Here is a 17,981-nt window from a genome sequence, read left to right as displayed (position 1 = left end):
CCTACTGTGAAAAAGGAGGGTTAGGGAGGATTAAATTAACCTAGTGCTTTCTCAGCCGCTTCTACAGTTTGACGAATCAACGTTGTGATTGTCATTGGACCTACACCACCCGGTACTGGTGTGTAAGCTGAAGCAATGTCTTCAATACCAACAAGTTGAATATCGCCCACACCACCGCCATCACGTGGATGGAAACCAGCATCAACAACTACTGCACCAGGTTTAATCCAATCTTTTTGAATCAATTCAGCTTTACCGACTGCACCCACAATGATATCCGCTTGCTTCACAAAGCTAGCAAGGTTTTGTGTTCGAGAGTGACAAATCGTTACAGTAGCATTCGCCTCCAGAAGCATAGCTGCCATTGGTTTACCCAAAATTGCAGAACGACCTACAACAACCGCATGCTTACCTGCGATTTCGATGTTGTTTTCTTTCAGAATCGTCATAATACCAGCAGGTGTCGCAGAACCGTAAGCCGCTTCACCCATTGCCATACGACCATAACCAAGGCAAGTAACACCATCCACATCTTTTTCAAGTGAGATCGCATCAAAACACGCTCGCTCATCAATTTGCGCAGGTACTGGATGTTGTAAAAGAATACCGTGAACATCAGGATTTGCATTGAGTTTTTCAATTTCAGCAAGCAATTGTTCTGTCGTCGTTTCTTTTGGTAGTTCAACTTTAAGTGAATCCATACCAACACGGCGGCATGCATTACCCTTCATACGCACATAAGTTGCAGATGCACCATCGTCACCTACTAAAATCGTCGCAAGAATTGGAGTACGTCCTGATTTTGCTTTTAACGCTTCTACGCGAGTTAACAAATCAGCCTCAATTTGTTTTGCCAATGCACGACCATCTAAAACTAATGCCACGGCACATCTCCCAAGTGTTGATATGAATCAATTTCACACATTCTACATGAATATTTTAAATAATTTCCGTTATATGCTGTTTTTCTGCACATACGAATAAAAGCACTATTGTTTTTTTTTCAGAGCTTGTTAATATACGCATCAACAAGACATGGCGGGGTGGCAGAGTGGTCATGCAGCGGACTGCAACTCCGTGTACGCCGGTTCGATTCCGACCTCCGCCTCCATCTTGTTAAGCCCGAGTGGTGAAATCGGTAGACACAGGGGATTTAAAATCCCCCGCCCACAAAGCGTGCCAGTTCGAGTCTGGCCTCGGGCACCATTCTTCTAATAGAGAATAATGGTGTAAATAAAGAACCCAGCGTAAGCTGGTTTTTTTATGTCTGCATTTTCTTTAAACTCATCTGCTATAATCACTCATCTTCAGAATTTCATATTCAAATGAATCAAAATCAGCAAGTTGCTCAATATCTTCAAGAACTAAAACAACAATATCCTCAAGCGTTTAAAAAAAACTTCTTGCTCTATAGTCAGTTAAAGACCAAAGGAATTCTAGATGAGCGTAAAGAACTGATCCCGCTTGCACTTGCATTAATGATTTTCCTCCCTTGCTCATATTTGTTAACCCTTTTGCTTAAACAACACATTGTTTTTTTAGAAGGCTTTCAATCTGGCGGGAGTGCTGTGTTGTGTATCATGTTATTTTTTATGCTGATTACGCCAATCATCCTCAAACAGATCAAGCATAGTAGCATCTCAACTTACCAGCAACTTAAAAATACCCCATTCAAACTGACCATCCTCATTCTTTTACAAAGTTTAAATATCGCTTTTATGGAAAGTTGGTTCTTACAGGGAATTTTGTTTTATTTCGCTATGAATTTTGGTTTCGTTAAATTTTATAAAGAGAATTTATTCCGAGAAAATACTTCTAAAGAAAACTATTACTACATTCAAGAAATTCGTAGAGTGGCTTTCTGGAGTTATAAACAAAATTTTAAGCTTTACTTAAAACTAATCTTTTCATCCAAAAACTCAAAGCAGCATCAATTATTGATTGAACAAAAACAAAAAAATGCGCAACTTTATGTTCATTTGATGAACTATGAAAACAAATTGTGTATGCGCTACAAGCATACCGATATAGAAAAATATATCGATAGCATCATGTAGCGCTACGATCAACTTGCTTGCTGCATTACTTTAATTATATTCAAATTGGTATCATACGTTGTTGAGTGCAATCTGAGTTGATCAACTTGATACTTCTGTGAATGAATATCTGTTAAAAACAACCAATCTGCACTCAATTGCGTAGAATCAAAGCTCAATTTTAAATAGCCTCGTTGATTCAAATTACAAAAACTTAATTCATCAATCAATTGGATAAACACTTGTTCAAATTGTTGCATTAAGTTCTCAGGTAAATTGAGATATTTCTCCATACCCGGTGAAGAAACTGAACTTGTTGCTAATTCAATCCCCACCTTCTCACCATTTTGTTGATGTAATGCAGACTCCCACGCATTATGGGTATCTCCAGCCAACACAACAACTTTCTTCTGGTACTGCTCATATAAAGCATAAACACGCTCACGCTCAGCATAGTAACCATCCCAAGCGTCTAAATTATAAGGAATCACGGTTAGTATTCTTGATAATTCAGCGTCAATTAAGCTTGGATCATTATTTTTATAACGCAACTTAATTGCAACCAACTCCATGAGACGTTTTTGAGCTTCAATTAAAAAGTTGTCATCTACCATTCCACTTTTGGCAACATTTAATATTTGCAATACTTCAGCAGGTACCAACATTTTCGCCATCAATACTTGCTGACCCAATACATTCCATATTGCACGAGAACTCTGCAGACTATTCGCCAACCAATTTAACTGATCTATCCCTATTAGCTGTCGCTGCTCACTCATTAATGCCACTCTAAATTGCTCAACATTTAGATTTTCACCATCCATAAATGAAGCAAAAGCCAGTTGCTCATCTCGTGCCAACATACGTGTATCTAGCATATTAAGTTGAACTAAATCACCAAAATTAAACTGACGATAAATATGAAGAATATCGTTATTGCTTTTTTCGCGGATTGGCATCCACTCAAAATAAGCGGTTAGGGCTGCTGTTCTTCGTGCTACGAAATCTCCCTCTAAATCAGGTTGATGATTCTGCGCACCAGCTCGCCATGCATCATTTGTCAGCTCATGATCATCCCAAATCAGAATAAATGGATGACGTTGATGAACCGCTTGTAAATCAGGATCTGTTCGATATTTTGCATAACGTTTTCGATAATCTTCTAGACGGTAAATCTCGTTTTGATTATCCACATCGAGTGTTCTACCAAGCTTTTCGGCTTGTTCAGTTGCATACCCATCTTTGCCATATTCGTAAATATAGTCGCCCAGATGCAGCACAGCATCCACGTCCTGCTTCGCAATTTCACGGTACACATAAAAATAACCAGCAGGATAATTTGAGCATGAGCATACGGCAAAGTTAACCGCATTGGACTTGGTTGCTAAGGTCTTCGTACGACCAATTGGAGAATGTATCTGCCCATATTTAAATCGGTAATAATAGCGAGTATCGGCACTCAAATTAAGTACATCGACTTTCAAGCAAAAGTCTTTAGCAGCAGAAGTCTTGATTTTCCCCATCTGAACAATATTTGAAAAATTTTCATCAAGTGCAATTTCCCAATCTAACTCATATGTTGCCGTCACATCTGTAGGTGTTATTCGCGACCAAAGAATTATTCGATCCTGTAATGGATCTCCACTCGCCACTCCATGCAAAAATTCAACTTTATGCTCATTGCTGGTTTGACCATCGCCATTACATGCTGTAATCGAAACAGGCAGTGAAATCGCACCAAATCCAGCCAATGAGTTTTTAATTAATGCGCGTCTTGAGATTTTATTTTTCATTTTATTTATGAATTGGCGAGTTATTTTAACTTCGAACTTAAACCATATTTATGAAGTTAAAATTGCAATCAGATGACAATTTAATGTACAAATATCTTAAACCATCGCCCCCAAAGTTATAATTTTTAACCTAATCAATGCAAGTTGATTGAAAAGAAAGCAAATAATACGATTTTCTCTTGCCAAGCTTAAAAGTGTCCTCTATTATTGCGCACATGCCCGAGTGGTGAAATCGGTAGACACAGGGGATTTAAAATCCCCCGCCCTCAAAGCGTGCCAGTTCGAGTCTGGCCTCGGGCACCATTCTTCTAATAGAGAATAATGGTGTAAATAAAGAACCCAGCGTAAGCTGGTTTTTTTTATGCCTAGTGTTTAGTCACAACAATAACAACACAAAAAAATAGAGAGCGATTTACCACTCTCTATTTGAAACAAGTTCTTCCATTTCGATATCTAAGAATCCCTCTTCCTGAACGACCATCATCATTGCCTCAACAATATAGTCTGCTGCTGCATCGTCAAGAGAAGAGTCAAGATCTTCGAACTGAGGTTTCATCTCATTAATTTCCGCCACAATATCATTGGCGATTTGATAAATCTCAGCATCGGAATTCACCTTAGATACCTTCTTTGAGAATTTTTTAATGAGTTGCTGAATTTCAGCCACGAGAATATCAGGATAATATTCATCGTCGAACATCGGGAGAAGTACATCATTCAACATATTAAAGCTCAAGTAATAGCATTAACAAAAACCGAGCTTATATAACACAAGCTAGACATTAAACCAACAATAAAAACGAGGAGTAAATCTCACTTTGAGTCAAAGTATAACTAAGCCAATATTTTCATTGATGATTTTAACTGCCTTAAATCACCCTTTAATTTAACTGACACTATTCATTGCTGTCCAAATTTGTATAGCTTGCACCATTTCTTTTACATCATGTGCTCTGACCATACATGCTCCTTGCTGTATGCTTAACAGATGCCCCGTCACCGAACCCACTGCACGTTCATGGGCAGGTACACCACCTAAAGCTTCACCAATAAATCGCTTACGAGATAACGCAGAAAGCATTGGATATCGCAACTCATTTAATTTATACAACTCTTTTAATAATTTCAGGTTTTGATGTGCATTTTTTGCAAATCCGAAACCCGGATCAATCATGATATTTTCAGGTTTAATTCCCGCATTTAATGCTGCATCTAATCGAGTTTGCAATTCTGAAATCACATCTAAAGTAATATCATCATATTGATCCAACTGGTTCATTGTGGTTGGCTCACCACGCATATGCATGATAATGACTGGAATATCTAATTCCGCAGCTGTTTCTAAAGCATGTGGCTTTGTTAATGCTCTGACATCATTCCAAATATGCGCTCCAGCTTTAACCGCCTTTTTAATCACTTCTGGTTGAGAAGTGTCGATTGAGATCACTACATTCAATTTTGACAACGCTTCAACGACCGGAACTACACGATCTACTTCATCCTGAACATCAACAGCAGATGCGCCAGGGCGAGTTGACTCACCACCTACATCAATAACACTCGCCCCTTCAGCAATCATTTGCTTTGCTCTCTCTAGTGCCGCCTCTACACTATTGTGTTTACCACCATCACTAAACGAATCTGGCGTTACATTTAACACACCCATTACATGAGGCTTTGACAAATCAAGTTCCAATGCACCACATTTAAGAATCTGATTAGGTAAAGAGATAAGTTGCATATTGATGTCCCTAGAAAATCCATTCACATGATATCAAGTAAAATTTAAACATGAGGGATAATTTCAACACAAAAAAAGAGCCTCATAAGAGGCTCCTTCATTTTAGCTTGCAGGTAACGGTGGAGGCGTTGAAGGACCATCTGTAGGGGTTACATCTACGATTGGATTCTCAGCCACATATACCTTAGGTGGTTGAGGTTCACGACCTTCCATAATGTCACGGATTTGATCACGATCAATCGTTTCCCACTCAAGCAAAGCTTTTACCATCGCATGGGCAATATCTTTATTATTTTCTAAGATATCACGTGCAACTTTGTACTGCTCATCTAGGATACGGCGAATTTCACGATCAACTTCAAGTTGAGTCGTTTCAGAAATAGTACGACCACCTAGACTACCCATAAATGACTGTTGAGCATCTTCTTCATAAACCATGACACCCATCTTGTCAGACATACCGTACTTAGTCACCATTGCACGCGCCATTTTTGTTGCACGCTCAAAATCGTTAGAAGCCCCAGTCGACATCTGATTAATGAAAATTTCCTCTGCAATACGACCACCAAACAGAATAGAAAGCTCATTCAACATTTTGTCTTTGTAATGACTGGTTTGATCAAACTCTGGAAGCTGCCAAGTTACACCTAATGCCCAACCACGTGGCATGATCGTGACTTTATGTACTGGGTCTGTGCCTGGAAGCATTTCAGCTACAATCGCATGACCTGCTTCATGATAAGCCGTTGCGCGACGCTCTTCTTCACGAAGAACCATTGATTTACGCTCTGGCCCCATATAAAGCTTATCTTTTGCATCTTCAAAGTCATGCATATCGACCGTATTTTTATTACGACGTGCAGCAAATAATGCAGCTTCATTGACTAAGTTTGCCAATTGCGCACCAGAGAACCCTGGAGTACCACGTGCCAATACTTTGACATCTACACCAGTCACTGAAGGTAATTTTTTCAAATGCACATTCAGGATTTGCTCACGACCTTTAATATCTGGAAGTCCAACCATCACTTGACGGTCGAAACGTCCCGGACGAAGTAAAGCTTTATCTAGCACGTCAGCACGGTTAGTCGCAGCAATAACGATGATACCTTCATTGCCTTCGAAACCATCCATCTCTACCAACATCTGGTTCAAGGTTTGTTCGCGCTCATCATGACCACCGCCAGTACCTGAACCACGATGACGACCCACCGCATCAATCTCATCAATGAAAATGATACACGGCGCATGGCGTTTCGCTTGCTCAAACATATCACGTACACGTGATGCACCAACACCAACGAACATTTCCACGAAGTCTGAACCTGAGATACTAAAGAATGGAACCTTAGCCTCTCCAGCAATCGCTTTTGCAAGTAAAGTTTTACCTGTACCCGGTGGACCTACCATCAGGACACCGCGAGGAATGCTAGCACCAAGACGCTTAAACTTTGTTGGATCTTTCAAGAAATCAACAATTTCAACGACTTCTTGTTTCGCTTCGTCACAACCCGCAACATCTGTGAAAGTGACTTTGATTTGGTCTTCTGAAAGCATTTTTGCTTTTGACTTACCAAAACTCATCGGGCCGTTTTTACCACCAGCACCGCCACCCATGTTGCGCATAAAGAACATGAATAACAAAATGATTAAAAGTACTGGAAAGCTTGCGATCAAAAGCTGCATCAATAAACCTTGACGTTGCGGAGCAGTACCCTCAACAACGACATTATTTTTGATGAGATTCGGCATTAACTCAGGATCTTGAACCGCAGGACGAATACTCTCAAATGGAGAACCATTTACTTTTTCGCCACTAATTCGTTCACCGTCAATGGTAACTTGTTTAATTTGACCAGCATTAACCGCTGCAACAAATTCTGAATAGTTCAATGCAGCAGGCTTATCACGGTCACTAATGTTGCTGAAAATTAATATCAGCACACCAAGTATAACAAGCCATAAAACGGCATTCTTAAAGAGATCGCTCAAAGCTTTATTCCCATATCAATCTAATTTGATCATGCCCAAAATTGGGTGACCTTTAACAAAAAGCGAGTAAATCAATTTCGCAATAAAATATTCAAAAGGTACAAAATGCACATTTTTTAGCGACTTGGCAAGTCACTTTATTGCGAATTCTTTTTACGGCCCTGTCCAATTAAAAAAACTTCCTTCGAACGAGCACGCGAGGCAGCAGGCTTTGCAGTTTTTAATACTTCAAAACTGTCTACAACTTCCTTACGGAATTCGTCAAAACCAGTTCCTTGGAAAACTTTGACAACAAACTGTCCTTTCGGACCTAAAACTTTATTGGCAAAGTCTAATGCAAGTTCACACAAATAAATTTGTCGAGGTTGATCAACGGCCTTATTACCTGATGTATTGGGGGCCATATCTGAAATTACAACGTCTACAGTTCGTCCATTTAAAATATTTAACAATTTTTCGAAAACTTCCACTTCTCGAAAGTCTCCTTGCAGGAACGTCACATCTGGAAGTGCATCCATTTCCAAAATATCTGATGCAATCACTAAACCTTTATCACCCACTAATTTTCCAGCGATTTGGGACCAACTACCAGGTGCAGCACCAAGGTCTACAACAGTCATACCAGGTTTAATGATTTTGTATTTCTCTTGGATTTCAAGCAATTTATATGCAGCACGCGCACGATAACCTTCCTTTTGTGCTTTTTTCACAAACGGGTCATCTAAATGCTCTCTCATCCACGCACGACTACTTTTGGATAACTTCTGATTGGTAATGCGTGTTGCCATAACTCTTTAAATACACGTAATCTTCTAACTTTTTATTGTACGTGAATTTTGTCCCCCTTGCAGTATTCATCTGTATCTAATTCAAGATTATCGTTTATGTTTTTTTGATTTAAGTTGATCGATTATTTCTGAGAAACATAAGCGTTTGATCTCTTGATTTGCTATACTAAGTCGTTTTTAAAATTAGGTTATCTTTATGGCGGCTTTATCAATTCAGGAACGCAAACGTTTGCGTCAAATCGGACATGCACTTAACCCAGTGGTAATGTTAGGTGGTCAAGGTTTAACTGAAAATGTCATTGAAGAAACTCAACGTGCTTTAAATGATCATGAGTTAATTAAAGTAAAAATTGGCGGTGAAGATCGTGATGCTCGTGCAGCAGTCATTACTGAAATCGCCAAAGTTACTGGTGCAGAAGTTGTTCAAACCATTGGAAAAATTGCACTTTTATACAAGAAAGCGGCAAAACAAAATCCTAAACTTTCGAATCTTGTTCGCCACGCACATCTTTCTGATTAATTTGAGTTGCATTGAATGGCAAGTTACGAACTAAATTCTTTTGACCGTTACTTTGATATCTCCTTGGTTGGTGCAATTGAACAAGTGAGTCCATATACACTAAATGTGGGCTATTGGTTACGTGACCCAAATCAATACTTAGTCTATCCGGAAATTGTAGCTGGACATCCACGACGAGATTTTCTTTGGGAAGAAACCTGCTTTGAAATTTTCATTGGGGTGAAAGATCAGGACTTTTATCGTGAAGTCAATCTCTCCCCTTCTCAAGCTTGGCAAGCGTATCAATTTGAAGAGTATCGTTACCCTGAAGATATGCCACCGCAAGCAGCTTATGACATAGAACTGAATTCACTCAAAAAGACGCATTATGGTTTAAATGTGAGCCTTGATCTAACGGAGTTTATGTTAAAACATAAATTGAAATGGCAGGATATTTTTATTGGCTTATCCGCTGTATTAAACACATCGCAAGCTAAACATTATTATGCGATGCAGCATAGTAGTCCTGAGGCTGACTTCCATAACAAGCGCGATTGGTTGCATCAGTTTTAAAAAAAATAGTGAGATTTAATCTCACTATTTTTTTACCCCAATATTTAAGTTCTATAGTTGTAGACTCTTCCCACCTCTTTTAGAGTTAAGTTTTATACAACTGATCTCAACGTGTTATATCTAGTTATATTTGTAATTCCTGTTATTCATTTTTAATTTTCAAAATTGTCCTTAATCACTTGAACAGCCAAATCTGCTCTTAAATATTTCTTCACAGACACCGAAGTAGCCTCAAATCTCTTTAAATTCGATCTCGGTTTAATTTTTAAATCCCAACATGCTAACTACCAATTTCATCTTTGAATAATTGAACCTACGCTTTTAACAAGCAATTCAATATTTACCTCTATTTTCCATATTTAATCAGTCCTTTCTAAAATACTGGTAAATTGACCTAATCAGTACTTTTTTCGAACTTTTAGGAAGCATTTGGAGCAACTTCAACATTTGTTCTATTTAACAAATCAGCTTTTTAGAAGCTTTGTTATTCTGTTTCAGAAACTTAGCTTATTAATTGTAAGTCTACATAAATTTTGATACATCGTGATAAAACTTAACTTTTGAATTATTAAACAATTCTTACATTCTTAGACTTTTGTCCAAAGTTTAAAAAGCAGACTTTTAAACAAATTACAAGGTATATATCTGACGAATTCAGGTTTATTTACGTGGACTTTATCAAGGTGTTTGCGTATAATGCCGTGTTAAGTTCAAGCGAGCAGATGTAAGGAGGGTGGGTTTTAAAGTAGCCTTCCTTTTTTTTCGTCTACTCGCTTTTTTACAGCCTAAATTTCAGGAGCTTTGGTTTGAGCACCCCAGCAATTTTAGCCCTTGCCGATGGTACGATCTTTAAAGGAACGTCAATCGGTGCATCGGGTAGTACGACTGGTGAAGTCGTTTTCAACACTGCCATGACTGGCTATCAAGAAATTTTGACTGACCCAAGTTATGCACAACAGCTTGTTACGCTTACCTATCCACACATTGGTAACACAGGTTGTAATGATGAAGACGCTGAGTCAGGTCGAATTCATAAAGTATGGGCAAACGGATTGATCATTCGTGACTTACCTTTATTGCACAGCAACTTCCGATCTACGCAATCTTTAGGCGAATACTTAAAATCTCACAATGTTGTCGCTATCGCTGACATTGATACACGTAAACTGACACGTATTTTACGTGCTAAAGGTGCACAAAACGGTTGTATCTTAGCTGGTGAAAATATTACAGAAGAAGAAGCTTTAGAAAAAGCTCGTGCATTCGGCGGTCTGAATGGTTTAGACCTTGCGAAAGAATGCTGTGATCCAAACGGTTTCGAATGGACTGAAGGTTCTTGGAAATTAGGTCAAGGTTTCTCCCAACCAGAAGCAAAATTTCATGTTGTTGCATATGATTACGGTGTCAAAACCAACATCTTACGTATGCTCGCAGACCGCGGTTGTAAATTAACTGTCGTGCCTGCACAAACTCCTGCTGAAAAAGTTCTTGCTCTAAATCCAGATGGCGTATTCTTATCGAATGGTCCTGGCGATCCTGCAGCATGTGACTATGCAATTGAAGCTGTAAAAACAATTGTTGAAGACGCTCGTAACGTACCTGTATTTGGTATTTGCTTGGGTCACCAAATTCTTGCTCTCGCTTCTGGCGCTAAAACGGTGAAAATGCCTCATGGTCATCATGGTGCTAACCATCCTGTACAAAACATCGAAGATGGTACAGTGATGATTACTTCTCAAAACCATGGCTTCGCAGTGGATGCAGAAACATTACCTGCAAACCTTAAAGCGACGCACAAATCATTGTTCGATCAAACTCTTCAAGGGATTCATCGTACAGATAAGCCTGCGTTTAGTTTCCAAGGTCACCCAGAAGCAAGCCCAGGTCCACATGACTGCGCACCATTGTTCGATCATTTCATCGAACTTATTGAAGCATCTAAGAAGTAATTGAGGAGCAAATAATGCCAAAGCGTACGGATATTAAAAGCATCTTAATTATTGGTGCTGGTCCAATTGTTATCGGTCAGGCGTGTGAGTTTGACTACTCAGGTGCACAAGCATGTAAAGCATTACGTGAAGAAGGTTACCGTGTAATTCTGGTAAACTCTAACCCTGCAACGATCATGACTGACCCTGCAATGGCAGATGCAACGTATATCGAGCCAATCACTTGGCAAACTGTTGCAGCGATCATTGAGAAAGAACGCCCAGACGCAGTTCTTCCAACAATGGGTGGTCAGACTGCATTGAACTGTGCCCTTGCCCTTGATGAGCATGGCATTTTAGAAAAATTCAATGTTGAATTGATTGGTGCAACGAAAGAAGCGATCGAAAAAGCGGAAGACCGTAAACTTTTCGACCAAGCAATGCGTAAAATTGGTCTTGAATGTCCAAAAGCAGCAATCGCTGAATCAATGGAAGAAGCTTTAGAAATTCAAGCACGTTTCGGCTTCCCAGTGATTATCCGTCCATCATTCACCATGGGTGGTTCAGGCGGTGGTATCGCATACAACAAAGAAGAATTCCTTGAAATCTGTGAACGCGGTTTCGATCTTTCTCCGACCAAACAATTATTGATCGATGAATCTTTAATTGGTTGGAAAGAATATGAGATGGAAGTTGTTCGTGACAAAAACGACAACTGTATCATCGTATGTTCGATTGAAAACTTTGACCCAATGGGCGTACACACAGGTGACTCAATCACTGTTGCACCTGCACAAACATTAACAGATAAAGAATATCAGTTAATGCGTAATGCATCTTTAGCAGTGTTGCGTGAGATTGGTGTAGAAACAGGTGGTTCTAACGTACAGTTTGGTATTTGTCCAAATACTGGCCGTATGGTTGTGATCGAGATGAACCCACGTGTATCTCGTTCTTCTGCATTGGCTTCAAAAGCAACTGGTTTCCCTATTGCGAAAATCGCTGCAAAATTAGCGGTTGGTTATACCCTTGATGAGCTTAAAAACGACATCACTGGCGGTACAACTCCAGCATCTTTCGAACCTGCGATTGACTACGTTGTAACTAAAGTTCCACGTTTCAACTTTGAGAAATTCCCACAAGCTGACGCAACTTTAACTACACAGATGAAATCTGTTGGTGAAGTGATGGCGATTGGGCGTAACTTCCAAGAGTCTATGAACAAAGCACTTCGTGGTCTTGAAGTGGGTGCAACTGGCTTTGATGAAAAAATCGAAGTGGGTGCTGAAGGCGCGCGTGAGAAAATCTTACAAGAACTTCGTGTTCCGGGTCCTGAGCGTATTTGGTATGTTGCTGATGCATTCCGTCACGGCTTTACATTAGAAGATGTATTCCAAGCGACTAAGATCGACAAATGGTTCTTGATCCAAATCGAAGACATCATCAAAACAGAAAACCAAATCAAAACTTTAGGTTTTGGCGATCTAAATGCGGACAACATCCGTTCATTTAAACGTAAAGGTTTATCTGACCTTCGCATTGCGAACTTGATGGGTATTTCACAAAAACAATTCCGTAAACATCGTTGGAACTTGGGCGTAACCCCAGTTTACAAACGTGTAGATACTTGTGCTGCTGAATTTGAATCAGACACAGCGTATATGTATTCAACTTACGATGACGAATGTGAATCAAACCCGTCTAGCAAAGACAAGATCATGGTGATCGGTGGTGGTCCTAACCGTATTGGTCAAGGTATCGAATTCGATTACTGCTGTGTACACGCGGCGCTTGCAATGCGTGAAGACGGTTATGAAACAATCATGGTGAACTGTAACCCAGAAACGGTTTCTACTGACTATGACACATCTGATCGCCTGTACTTCGAACCAATTACACTTGAAGATGTGTTAGAAATCGTACGTATTGAGAAGCCAAAAGGCATCATCGTACAGTACGGTGGTCAAACACCACTTAAATTGGCTCGTGCTTTAGAAGAAGCTGGTGCACCAATTATTGGTACATCTCCTGATGCGATTGACCGTGCAGAAGACCGTGAACGTTTCCAACAAATGATTCAACGTCTGCAACTTCGTCAACCAAACAACAGCATTGTAAAATCTGCTGAAGAAGGTATGGCTGAAGCAGCGAAAGTTGGCTATCCACTTGTAGTACGTCCATCATATGTACTTGGTGGTCGCGCGATGGAAATCGTATACAACGATGAAGAGTTACGTCGCTATTTACGTGATGCTGTTCAAGCTTCTAACGATGCCCCTGTTCTTCTTGACCGCTTCCTAGACGACGCGATCGAAGTTGACGTAGACTGCGTATCTGACGGTAAAGACGTGGTGATCGGCGGTATCATGCAGCACATCGAACAAGCAGGTATCCACTCAGGTGACTCTGCATGTTCGATCCCTCCTTACTCTCTTTCTACAGAGATTCAGGACGAAATGCGCCGTCAAACTATCGCGATGGCGAAAGAGCTTGGTGTTGTTGGTTTAATGAACGTACAGTTTGCTGTTAAAGGCGAAGACGTTTACATCTTAGAAGTGAACCCACGTGCATCACGTACAGTTCCATTTGTATCTAAGTGTATCGGTGAGTCTTTAGCGAAAGTCGCTGCACGTTGTATGGCGGGTCAATCTTTAGAATCTCAAGGATTCACTACAGAGATTATCCCTGAGCACTTCTCTGTTAAAGAAGCAGTGTTCCCATTCAACAAGTTCCCTGGTGTTGATCCAATCCTTGGGCCTGAGATGAAATCTACAGGTGAAGTAATGGGTGTTGGTAAAACATTTGGTGAAGCGTTCTATAAAGCTGTATTAGGTGCAAATGAGCGTTTACCAGGTCTTCCAACGGAAGGTGAAGTTAAACATGCGTTCATCTCTGTACGTGATTCTGATAAACCGCGTGCAGCTGGTATTGCAAAACAACTTGCTGACTTTGGCTTCAAAATACTTGCTACTGGTGGCACTTACGATGTCATCAAAGCGGCTGGTATTGAATGTGAACGTGTAAATAAAGTGACTGAAGGTCGTCCAAATATTGTGGACCGCTTGAAAAATGGCGAAATACACCTCATTATCAATACAACAGAAGGTAAACAAGCTCAGCAGGATTCGTTCTCAATCCGCCGTTCTGCACTTCAAGGTAAGGTCTATCATACGACTACCCTTAATGGTGCAGATGCAGTTTGCCAAGCTTTAGCAATCAAATTGCCAATGGATGTATATCGTTTGCAAGACTTACAAACAGTAGGTTAATACACTACCAAGAAGTCCCGCCACCTCTTGGTGGCGGGCTTTTTTTCATTTATAGACTTAGTATTTTTCATACTTACTTTTTTGAGGGACAACTATGCAACGTTATCCTATGACACCTCAAGGCAAAGAAGCGCTTGAGAAAGAATTACACCAACTTAAAACTGTAGATCGTCCTCGTATTACAGCAGCGATTGCTGAAGCGCGTGAACACGGAGATCTCAAAGAAAACGCGGAATACCACGCTGCACGTGAGCAACAAGGTTTCTGTGAAGGCCGTATCCAAGATATCGAAGGAAAATTGGGTGCTGCACAAGTGATTGACGTTAAAGAACTTGAGCAAAATGGACGCGTCGTTTTTGGCGTGACTGTCACAATTGAAAATTTGGATACTGAAGAACGTAAAACGTATCAAATTGTTGGTGACGACGAAGCAGATTTTAAAATTAACAAAATATCTGTGAATTCTCCTATCGCTCGTGGTCTTTTGGGTAAAAATGAAGGCGATGAAGTTAAAATTACGACACCTCAAGGTGAAGTTGAATACGAAATTGTGAGCGTAGAATATCTCTAATTCTTGATATTTTAGGCTATAAACCCCTCTGATGAGGGGTTTTTTTATACTCTTTTTAATTGATTCATTGTTTTTGCTAGATGCACTTTTCCAGCTTCATGAATCTTCGTAATAACATTACGAAAATCTTTTTCCTCTCTATTTTGACTTAGTTTTGATTTAGCGATGATTCTTTCAATTTTAATTTCAAATACAACCAAATGGTTGAGCATTTCCATCAAGTAATCTTTAGGTGCATCTGCCATTTTCCAAGCATTTTTACCATTCGTGATACGTTCATGTTGTTGAGTGAGTTGACCTAATACTGCAAGTTTAGTTTTCTGATCATGAAAAAACTGAATTTCACCATTAATGTGTACAACTTGATAATTCCAAGTAGGTACTTTTTTGTGATCTTCAAATTTTGAAGGATAATAATTCGGTGAAATATAAGCATCTTCTGCTTTAAAGATACATAGTATTTGGTTATTCAAAATCGAATGATTGAATAGTGCATTCTGTAATGAAACATGTCCTCTCAATGTTTGTTCATCAACTAATATGAGCGGGATATGTTCAGCAATTAACCCTGTTTGGGTCTGTGCGACCAAAGATGCAAGAGGATACTCCTTTATTATTCTATATATTTCTTCAGGTCTATCTTCTCTAAATTCTGTTTCAACAAACATAGCTTTTCCGTTCTTCTAATGCTCAATGAATATAAAAGTTTTCATTCAGGATGTAAGTTTTAATTGGTATATAATGCCCTAAAATCTTCTCCTTTTATTTCATCATGTCTGAAAAGTTGATCAACTCGCCTGTCAATCATTGGTGTGAGTTCGAATTTATTTCTAAAACGGTAAAAAATCCGAATATCCATATCAAAGGCAATTATAGTTATTACTCAGCCTATTGGGATCAAGGTTTTGAGCGTTGTGTGGTGCGTTACCTACATGACAAACCTTCCACACCTGAAAAACCCATCGATCAGCTTTATATTGGCAATTTTGTCTGCTTTGGCGCTGAGTGTGTCATCATGATGGGTGGAAATCAGTTACACCGTACCGACTGGATTTCAGCATTTCCTTTTGATACGCGTAGTTTTGTGCCTGCTGGCGACACGATCATTGGTGATGGTTGTTGGATTGGTAGTCGTGCCATGATTATGCAAGGGGTAAAACTTGGTGAAGGTGCAGTCGTTGCTACAGGTGCAGTCGTGACCAAAGATGTACCGCCTTATGCTGTAGTCGGTGGTGTACCTGCTAAAATTATTAAATACCGTTTCCCTGAACAAGATATTAAAAAATTGCTTTCTCTTAAGCTATATGACTTAGATGAAAAGCAGTTTTTAAAAATGCGTGAACAGTTGCAGACCGATGATATTGAAAAATTATCAATATTTTTCAAATAGTCCTGTTTTTATATATTGCATCCAAATCGAATTAAAATCCTTAATATCTTTTAATTTACTAATACAATAAGGGCTCAAGAATCTTTGAAGAGTTTGATTTTTATGATCCTGTTGCCCTACAGTCTTAAATCTTTCTTCTATATCTAAAAGTGTTTCATACAAATTGCAAATAATAATGTCATCGATATTTTTTTCGTTCAATAATTGCTGTCGGATAAAATAAGATTTTGTCGTATATCCATTTTTATCGCCGTTTAAATAGTTGAATAAATAATCAATTATCTTATGCAAATAATTAGCTGAAATATTAAAATTTTCATCAAAGATGAAAGCATTTAAAATTAGATTAAGCTTGAAATCATTTGTTCTCAAGAGTGCATATTGATTAATTTTTTTCACCAACTCTCTAGAATTGTATTCTTTGCTAGATTGCAAACTTAAAATCCAAAAAAACAATTCATTTTTAGTATCTACAGATGTTAATTCGCCGATACGATATAACTGCTGTGCTATTACCTCTTCATACAACTGCGTCTTTCCTAAGTTAGGAAATTCAACAGTAAAATCAATAAACTTTGTTAAATATTCTTCACCAAGACTTTCATCATAACCATAGTTATGACAAACCACTTTTGAAAATTGGGTTTTATCCATTACCAAAACAAAAACAATTTTTGGAATGTCAAAAAAATGTTTAATCCTTTCAATTAAACGAATAGCAAAATCAGGTCGGCAACGATCTAGCTCATCAATAATAAATACCAATGGCTTTTCTAATTTTGCAGCAAGTTCAGCGAGCTCTTGCTTAAAATCTTGAATGGTTTGCTTTTCGATATGATGATTTTCAATCTTCTTCTCAATGTGCTCTTTAACTTTATTGGCTATTTCTTCACTTGCTGTGTCATATACATCTTTGCCCTCTTTATAGACCTCTTGTAAAGCTTCACCTGCACCGCCTAGTCCTACCAAATGCAAACCTGCTTTTGCGGCAATTAATGGCATGACAGCCGCCAAAGAAATTAATACCGAAGCAGTCTTAGAGTTAAAATCTTTAATATCAGCATCATCGATCTCATTTGCATCGTTCAAAGCATGGCTAATCTCTGCTGCAATCGTCAAAAATGGATCATCTAAATAATCATTGGCAAAAGCATCTAAATAAACAACTTGGTGACTTTGATCTTCTAAATGCTTTTTCCAATGCCTTACAAACCAGGTCTTACCTTCACCCCAACAAGCATCTAAAGCTAGAACAGCACCACAATTTAAGCGATCTACATAACGTTCTAATTGCTCACCTAGACGACGGCGATCCCATAAATCGCCTTCCCAAGCGATTTCAATATTCTCAAAATCTTCATGAATGATATTTACTGGATAATCTTTCATTGTTGTTAAAAT

General features: G+C 39.0%; 15 protein-coding genes and 3 tRNA genes. 10 read left to right on the top strand and 8 right to left on the bottom strand.

Features of this window, described 5'->3' with window-relative positions:
* Positions 1-35: 35 nt before the first annotated feature.
* Positions 36-884, bottom strand: a complete 849-nt coding sequence (gene folD / locus AC1M9D_RS02730) for a bifunctional methylenetetrahydrofolate dehydrogenase/methenyltetrahydrofolate cyclohydrolase FolD (RefSeq protein WP_481588548.1) — start codon at positions 882-884, stop codon at positions 36-38.
* Positions 885-1,037: 153 nt separating this feature from the next.
* Between folD and AC1M9D_RS02725 the strand changes: the two genes are divergently transcribed.
* From AC1M9D_RS02725 to AC1M9D_RS02715, 3 genes are all read left to right on the top strand, one after another.
* A tRNA-Cys gene (locus AC1M9D_RS02725) sits at positions 1,038-1,111 on the top strand.
* A gap of 9 nt (positions 1,112-1,120) precedes the next feature.
* A tRNA-Leu gene (locus AC1M9D_RS02720) sits at positions 1,121-1,206 on the top strand.
* A gap of 119 nt (positions 1,207-1,325) precedes the next feature.
* A complete protein-coding gene (locus AC1M9D_RS02715) occupies positions 1,326-2,057 on the top strand; it encodes a hypothetical protein (RefSeq protein WP_180028125.1) in 732 nt (243 codons plus the stop codon).
* Positions 2,058-2,065: 8 nt separating this feature from the next.
* Here the strand turns inward: AC1M9D_RS02715 and AC1M9D_RS02710 are convergent, their stop codons facing one another.
* Complete coding sequence (locus AC1M9D_RS02710; RefSeq protein WP_481611450.1) at positions 2,066-3,829, bottom strand: alkaline phosphatase D family protein; 1,764 nt, start codon at positions 3,827-3,829, stop codon at positions 2,066-2,068.
* 217 nt (positions 3,830-4,046) lie between these two features.
* Between AC1M9D_RS02710 and AC1M9D_RS02705 the strand changes: the two genes are divergently transcribed.
* A tRNA-Leu gene (locus AC1M9D_RS02705) sits at positions 4,047-4,132 on the top strand.
* 109 nt (positions 4,133-4,241) lie between these two features.
* On the opposite strand, the gene AC1M9D_RS02700 is transcribed toward AC1M9D_RS02705, so the two are convergent.
* The 4 genes from AC1M9D_RS02700 to rlmE form a co-directional block, all read right to left on the bottom strand.
* On the bottom strand, positions 4,242-4,553 hold the full coding sequence (locus tag AC1M9D_RS02700) for a DUF5713 family protein (protein ID WP_481611449.1): 312 nt from the start codon (positions 4,551-4,553) through the stop codon (positions 4,242-4,244).
* Between the two features lie 162 nt (positions 4,554-4,715).
* Entirely contained in the window at positions 4,716-5,570 is an 855-nt protein-coding gene (gene folP / locus AC1M9D_RS02695; RefSeq protein WP_481611448.1) for a dihydropteroate synthase, read from the bottom strand.
* A 102-nt stretch (positions 5,571-5,672) separates the two neighbouring features.
* A complete protein-coding gene (gene ftsH / locus AC1M9D_RS02690) occupies positions 5,673-7,562 on the bottom strand; it encodes an ATP-dependent zinc metalloprotease FtsH (protein ID WP_035266907.1) in 1,890 nt (629 codons plus the stop codon).
* A 137-nt stretch (positions 7,563-7,699) separates the two neighbouring features.
* Entirely contained in the window at positions 7,700-8,350 is a 651-nt protein-coding gene (gene rlmE, locus AC1M9D_RS02685; RefSeq protein WP_481611447.1) for a 23S rRNA (uridine(2552)-2'-O)-methyltransferase RlmE, read from the bottom strand.
* A gap of 196 nt (positions 8,351-8,546) precedes the next feature.
* Here rlmE and yhbY point away from each other — a divergent pair, with 196 nt between their 5' ends.
* The 5 genes from yhbY (at position 8,547) to greA (ending at position 15,190) form a co-directional block, all read left to right on the top strand.
* Complete coding sequence (gene yhbY / locus AC1M9D_RS02680; protein WP_481611446.1) at positions 8,547-8,870, top strand: ribosome assembly RNA-binding protein YhbY; 324 nt, start codon at positions 8,547-8,549, stop codon at positions 8,868-8,870.
* Between the two features lie 15 nt (positions 8,871-8,885).
* Positions 8,886-9,422, top strand: coding sequence for a DOMON-like domain-containing protein (locus tag AC1M9D_RS02675; protein WP_092765927.1), 537 nt, complete (start codon positions 8,886-8,888; stop codon positions 9,420-9,422).
* An 806-nt stretch (positions 9,423-10,228) separates the two neighbouring features.
* Complete coding sequence (gene carA, locus AC1M9D_RS02670) at positions 10,229-11,371, top strand: glutamine-hydrolyzing carbamoyl-phosphate synthase small subunit (RefSeq protein ID WP_035266900.1); 1,143 nt, start codon at positions 10,229-10,231, stop codon at positions 11,369-11,371.
* Positions 11,372-11,385: 14 nt separating this feature from the next.
* Complete coding sequence (carB, locus tag AC1M9D_RS02665; protein ID WP_481611445.1) at positions 11,386-14,619, top strand: carbamoyl-phosphate synthase large subunit; 3,234 nt, start codon at positions 11,386-11,388, stop codon at positions 14,617-14,619.
* Between the two features lie 94 nt (positions 14,620-14,713).
* Positions 14,714-15,190, top strand: coding sequence for a transcription elongation factor GreA (greA, locus tag AC1M9D_RS02660; protein WP_035266896.1), 477 nt, complete (start codon positions 14,714-14,716; stop codon positions 15,188-15,190).
* Positions 15,191-15,234: 44 nt separating this feature from the next.
* Here greA and AC1M9D_RS02655 read toward each other — a convergent pair whose 3' ends face one another.
* Complete coding sequence (locus AC1M9D_RS02655; RefSeq protein ID WP_092765925.1) at positions 15,235-15,858, bottom strand: FMN-binding negative transcriptional regulator; 624 nt, start codon at positions 15,856-15,858, stop codon at positions 15,235-15,237.
* Positions 15,859-15,962: 104 nt separating this feature from the next.
* Between AC1M9D_RS02655 and AC1M9D_RS02650 the strand changes: the two genes are divergently transcribed.
* Positions 15,963-16,580 (top strand): CatB-related O-acetyltransferase, encoded by a 618-nt coding sequence (locus AC1M9D_RS02650; RefSeq protein WP_481611444.1) that lies wholly within the window; start codon positions 15,963-15,965, stop codon positions 16,578-16,580.
* On the opposite strand, the gene AC1M9D_RS02645 is transcribed toward AC1M9D_RS02650, so the two are convergent.
* On the bottom strand, positions 16,563-17,969 hold the full coding sequence (locus AC1M9D_RS02645; protein ID WP_481611443.1) for a KAP family P-loop NTPase fold protein: 1,407 nt from the start codon (positions 17,967-17,969) through the stop codon (positions 16,563-16,565). The two genes, AC1M9D_RS02650 and AC1M9D_RS02645, sit on opposite strands and share 18 nt — an antisense overlap.
* Between the last annotated feature and the right edge of the window lie 12 nt (positions 17,970-17,981).

The sequence above is a fragment of the Acinetobacter sp. ANC_7682 genome (genome assembly GCF_056779795.1).
Note: the sequence above shows the minus strand (reverse complement) of the source record. Positions and strands in the feature narration are given on the sequence as shown.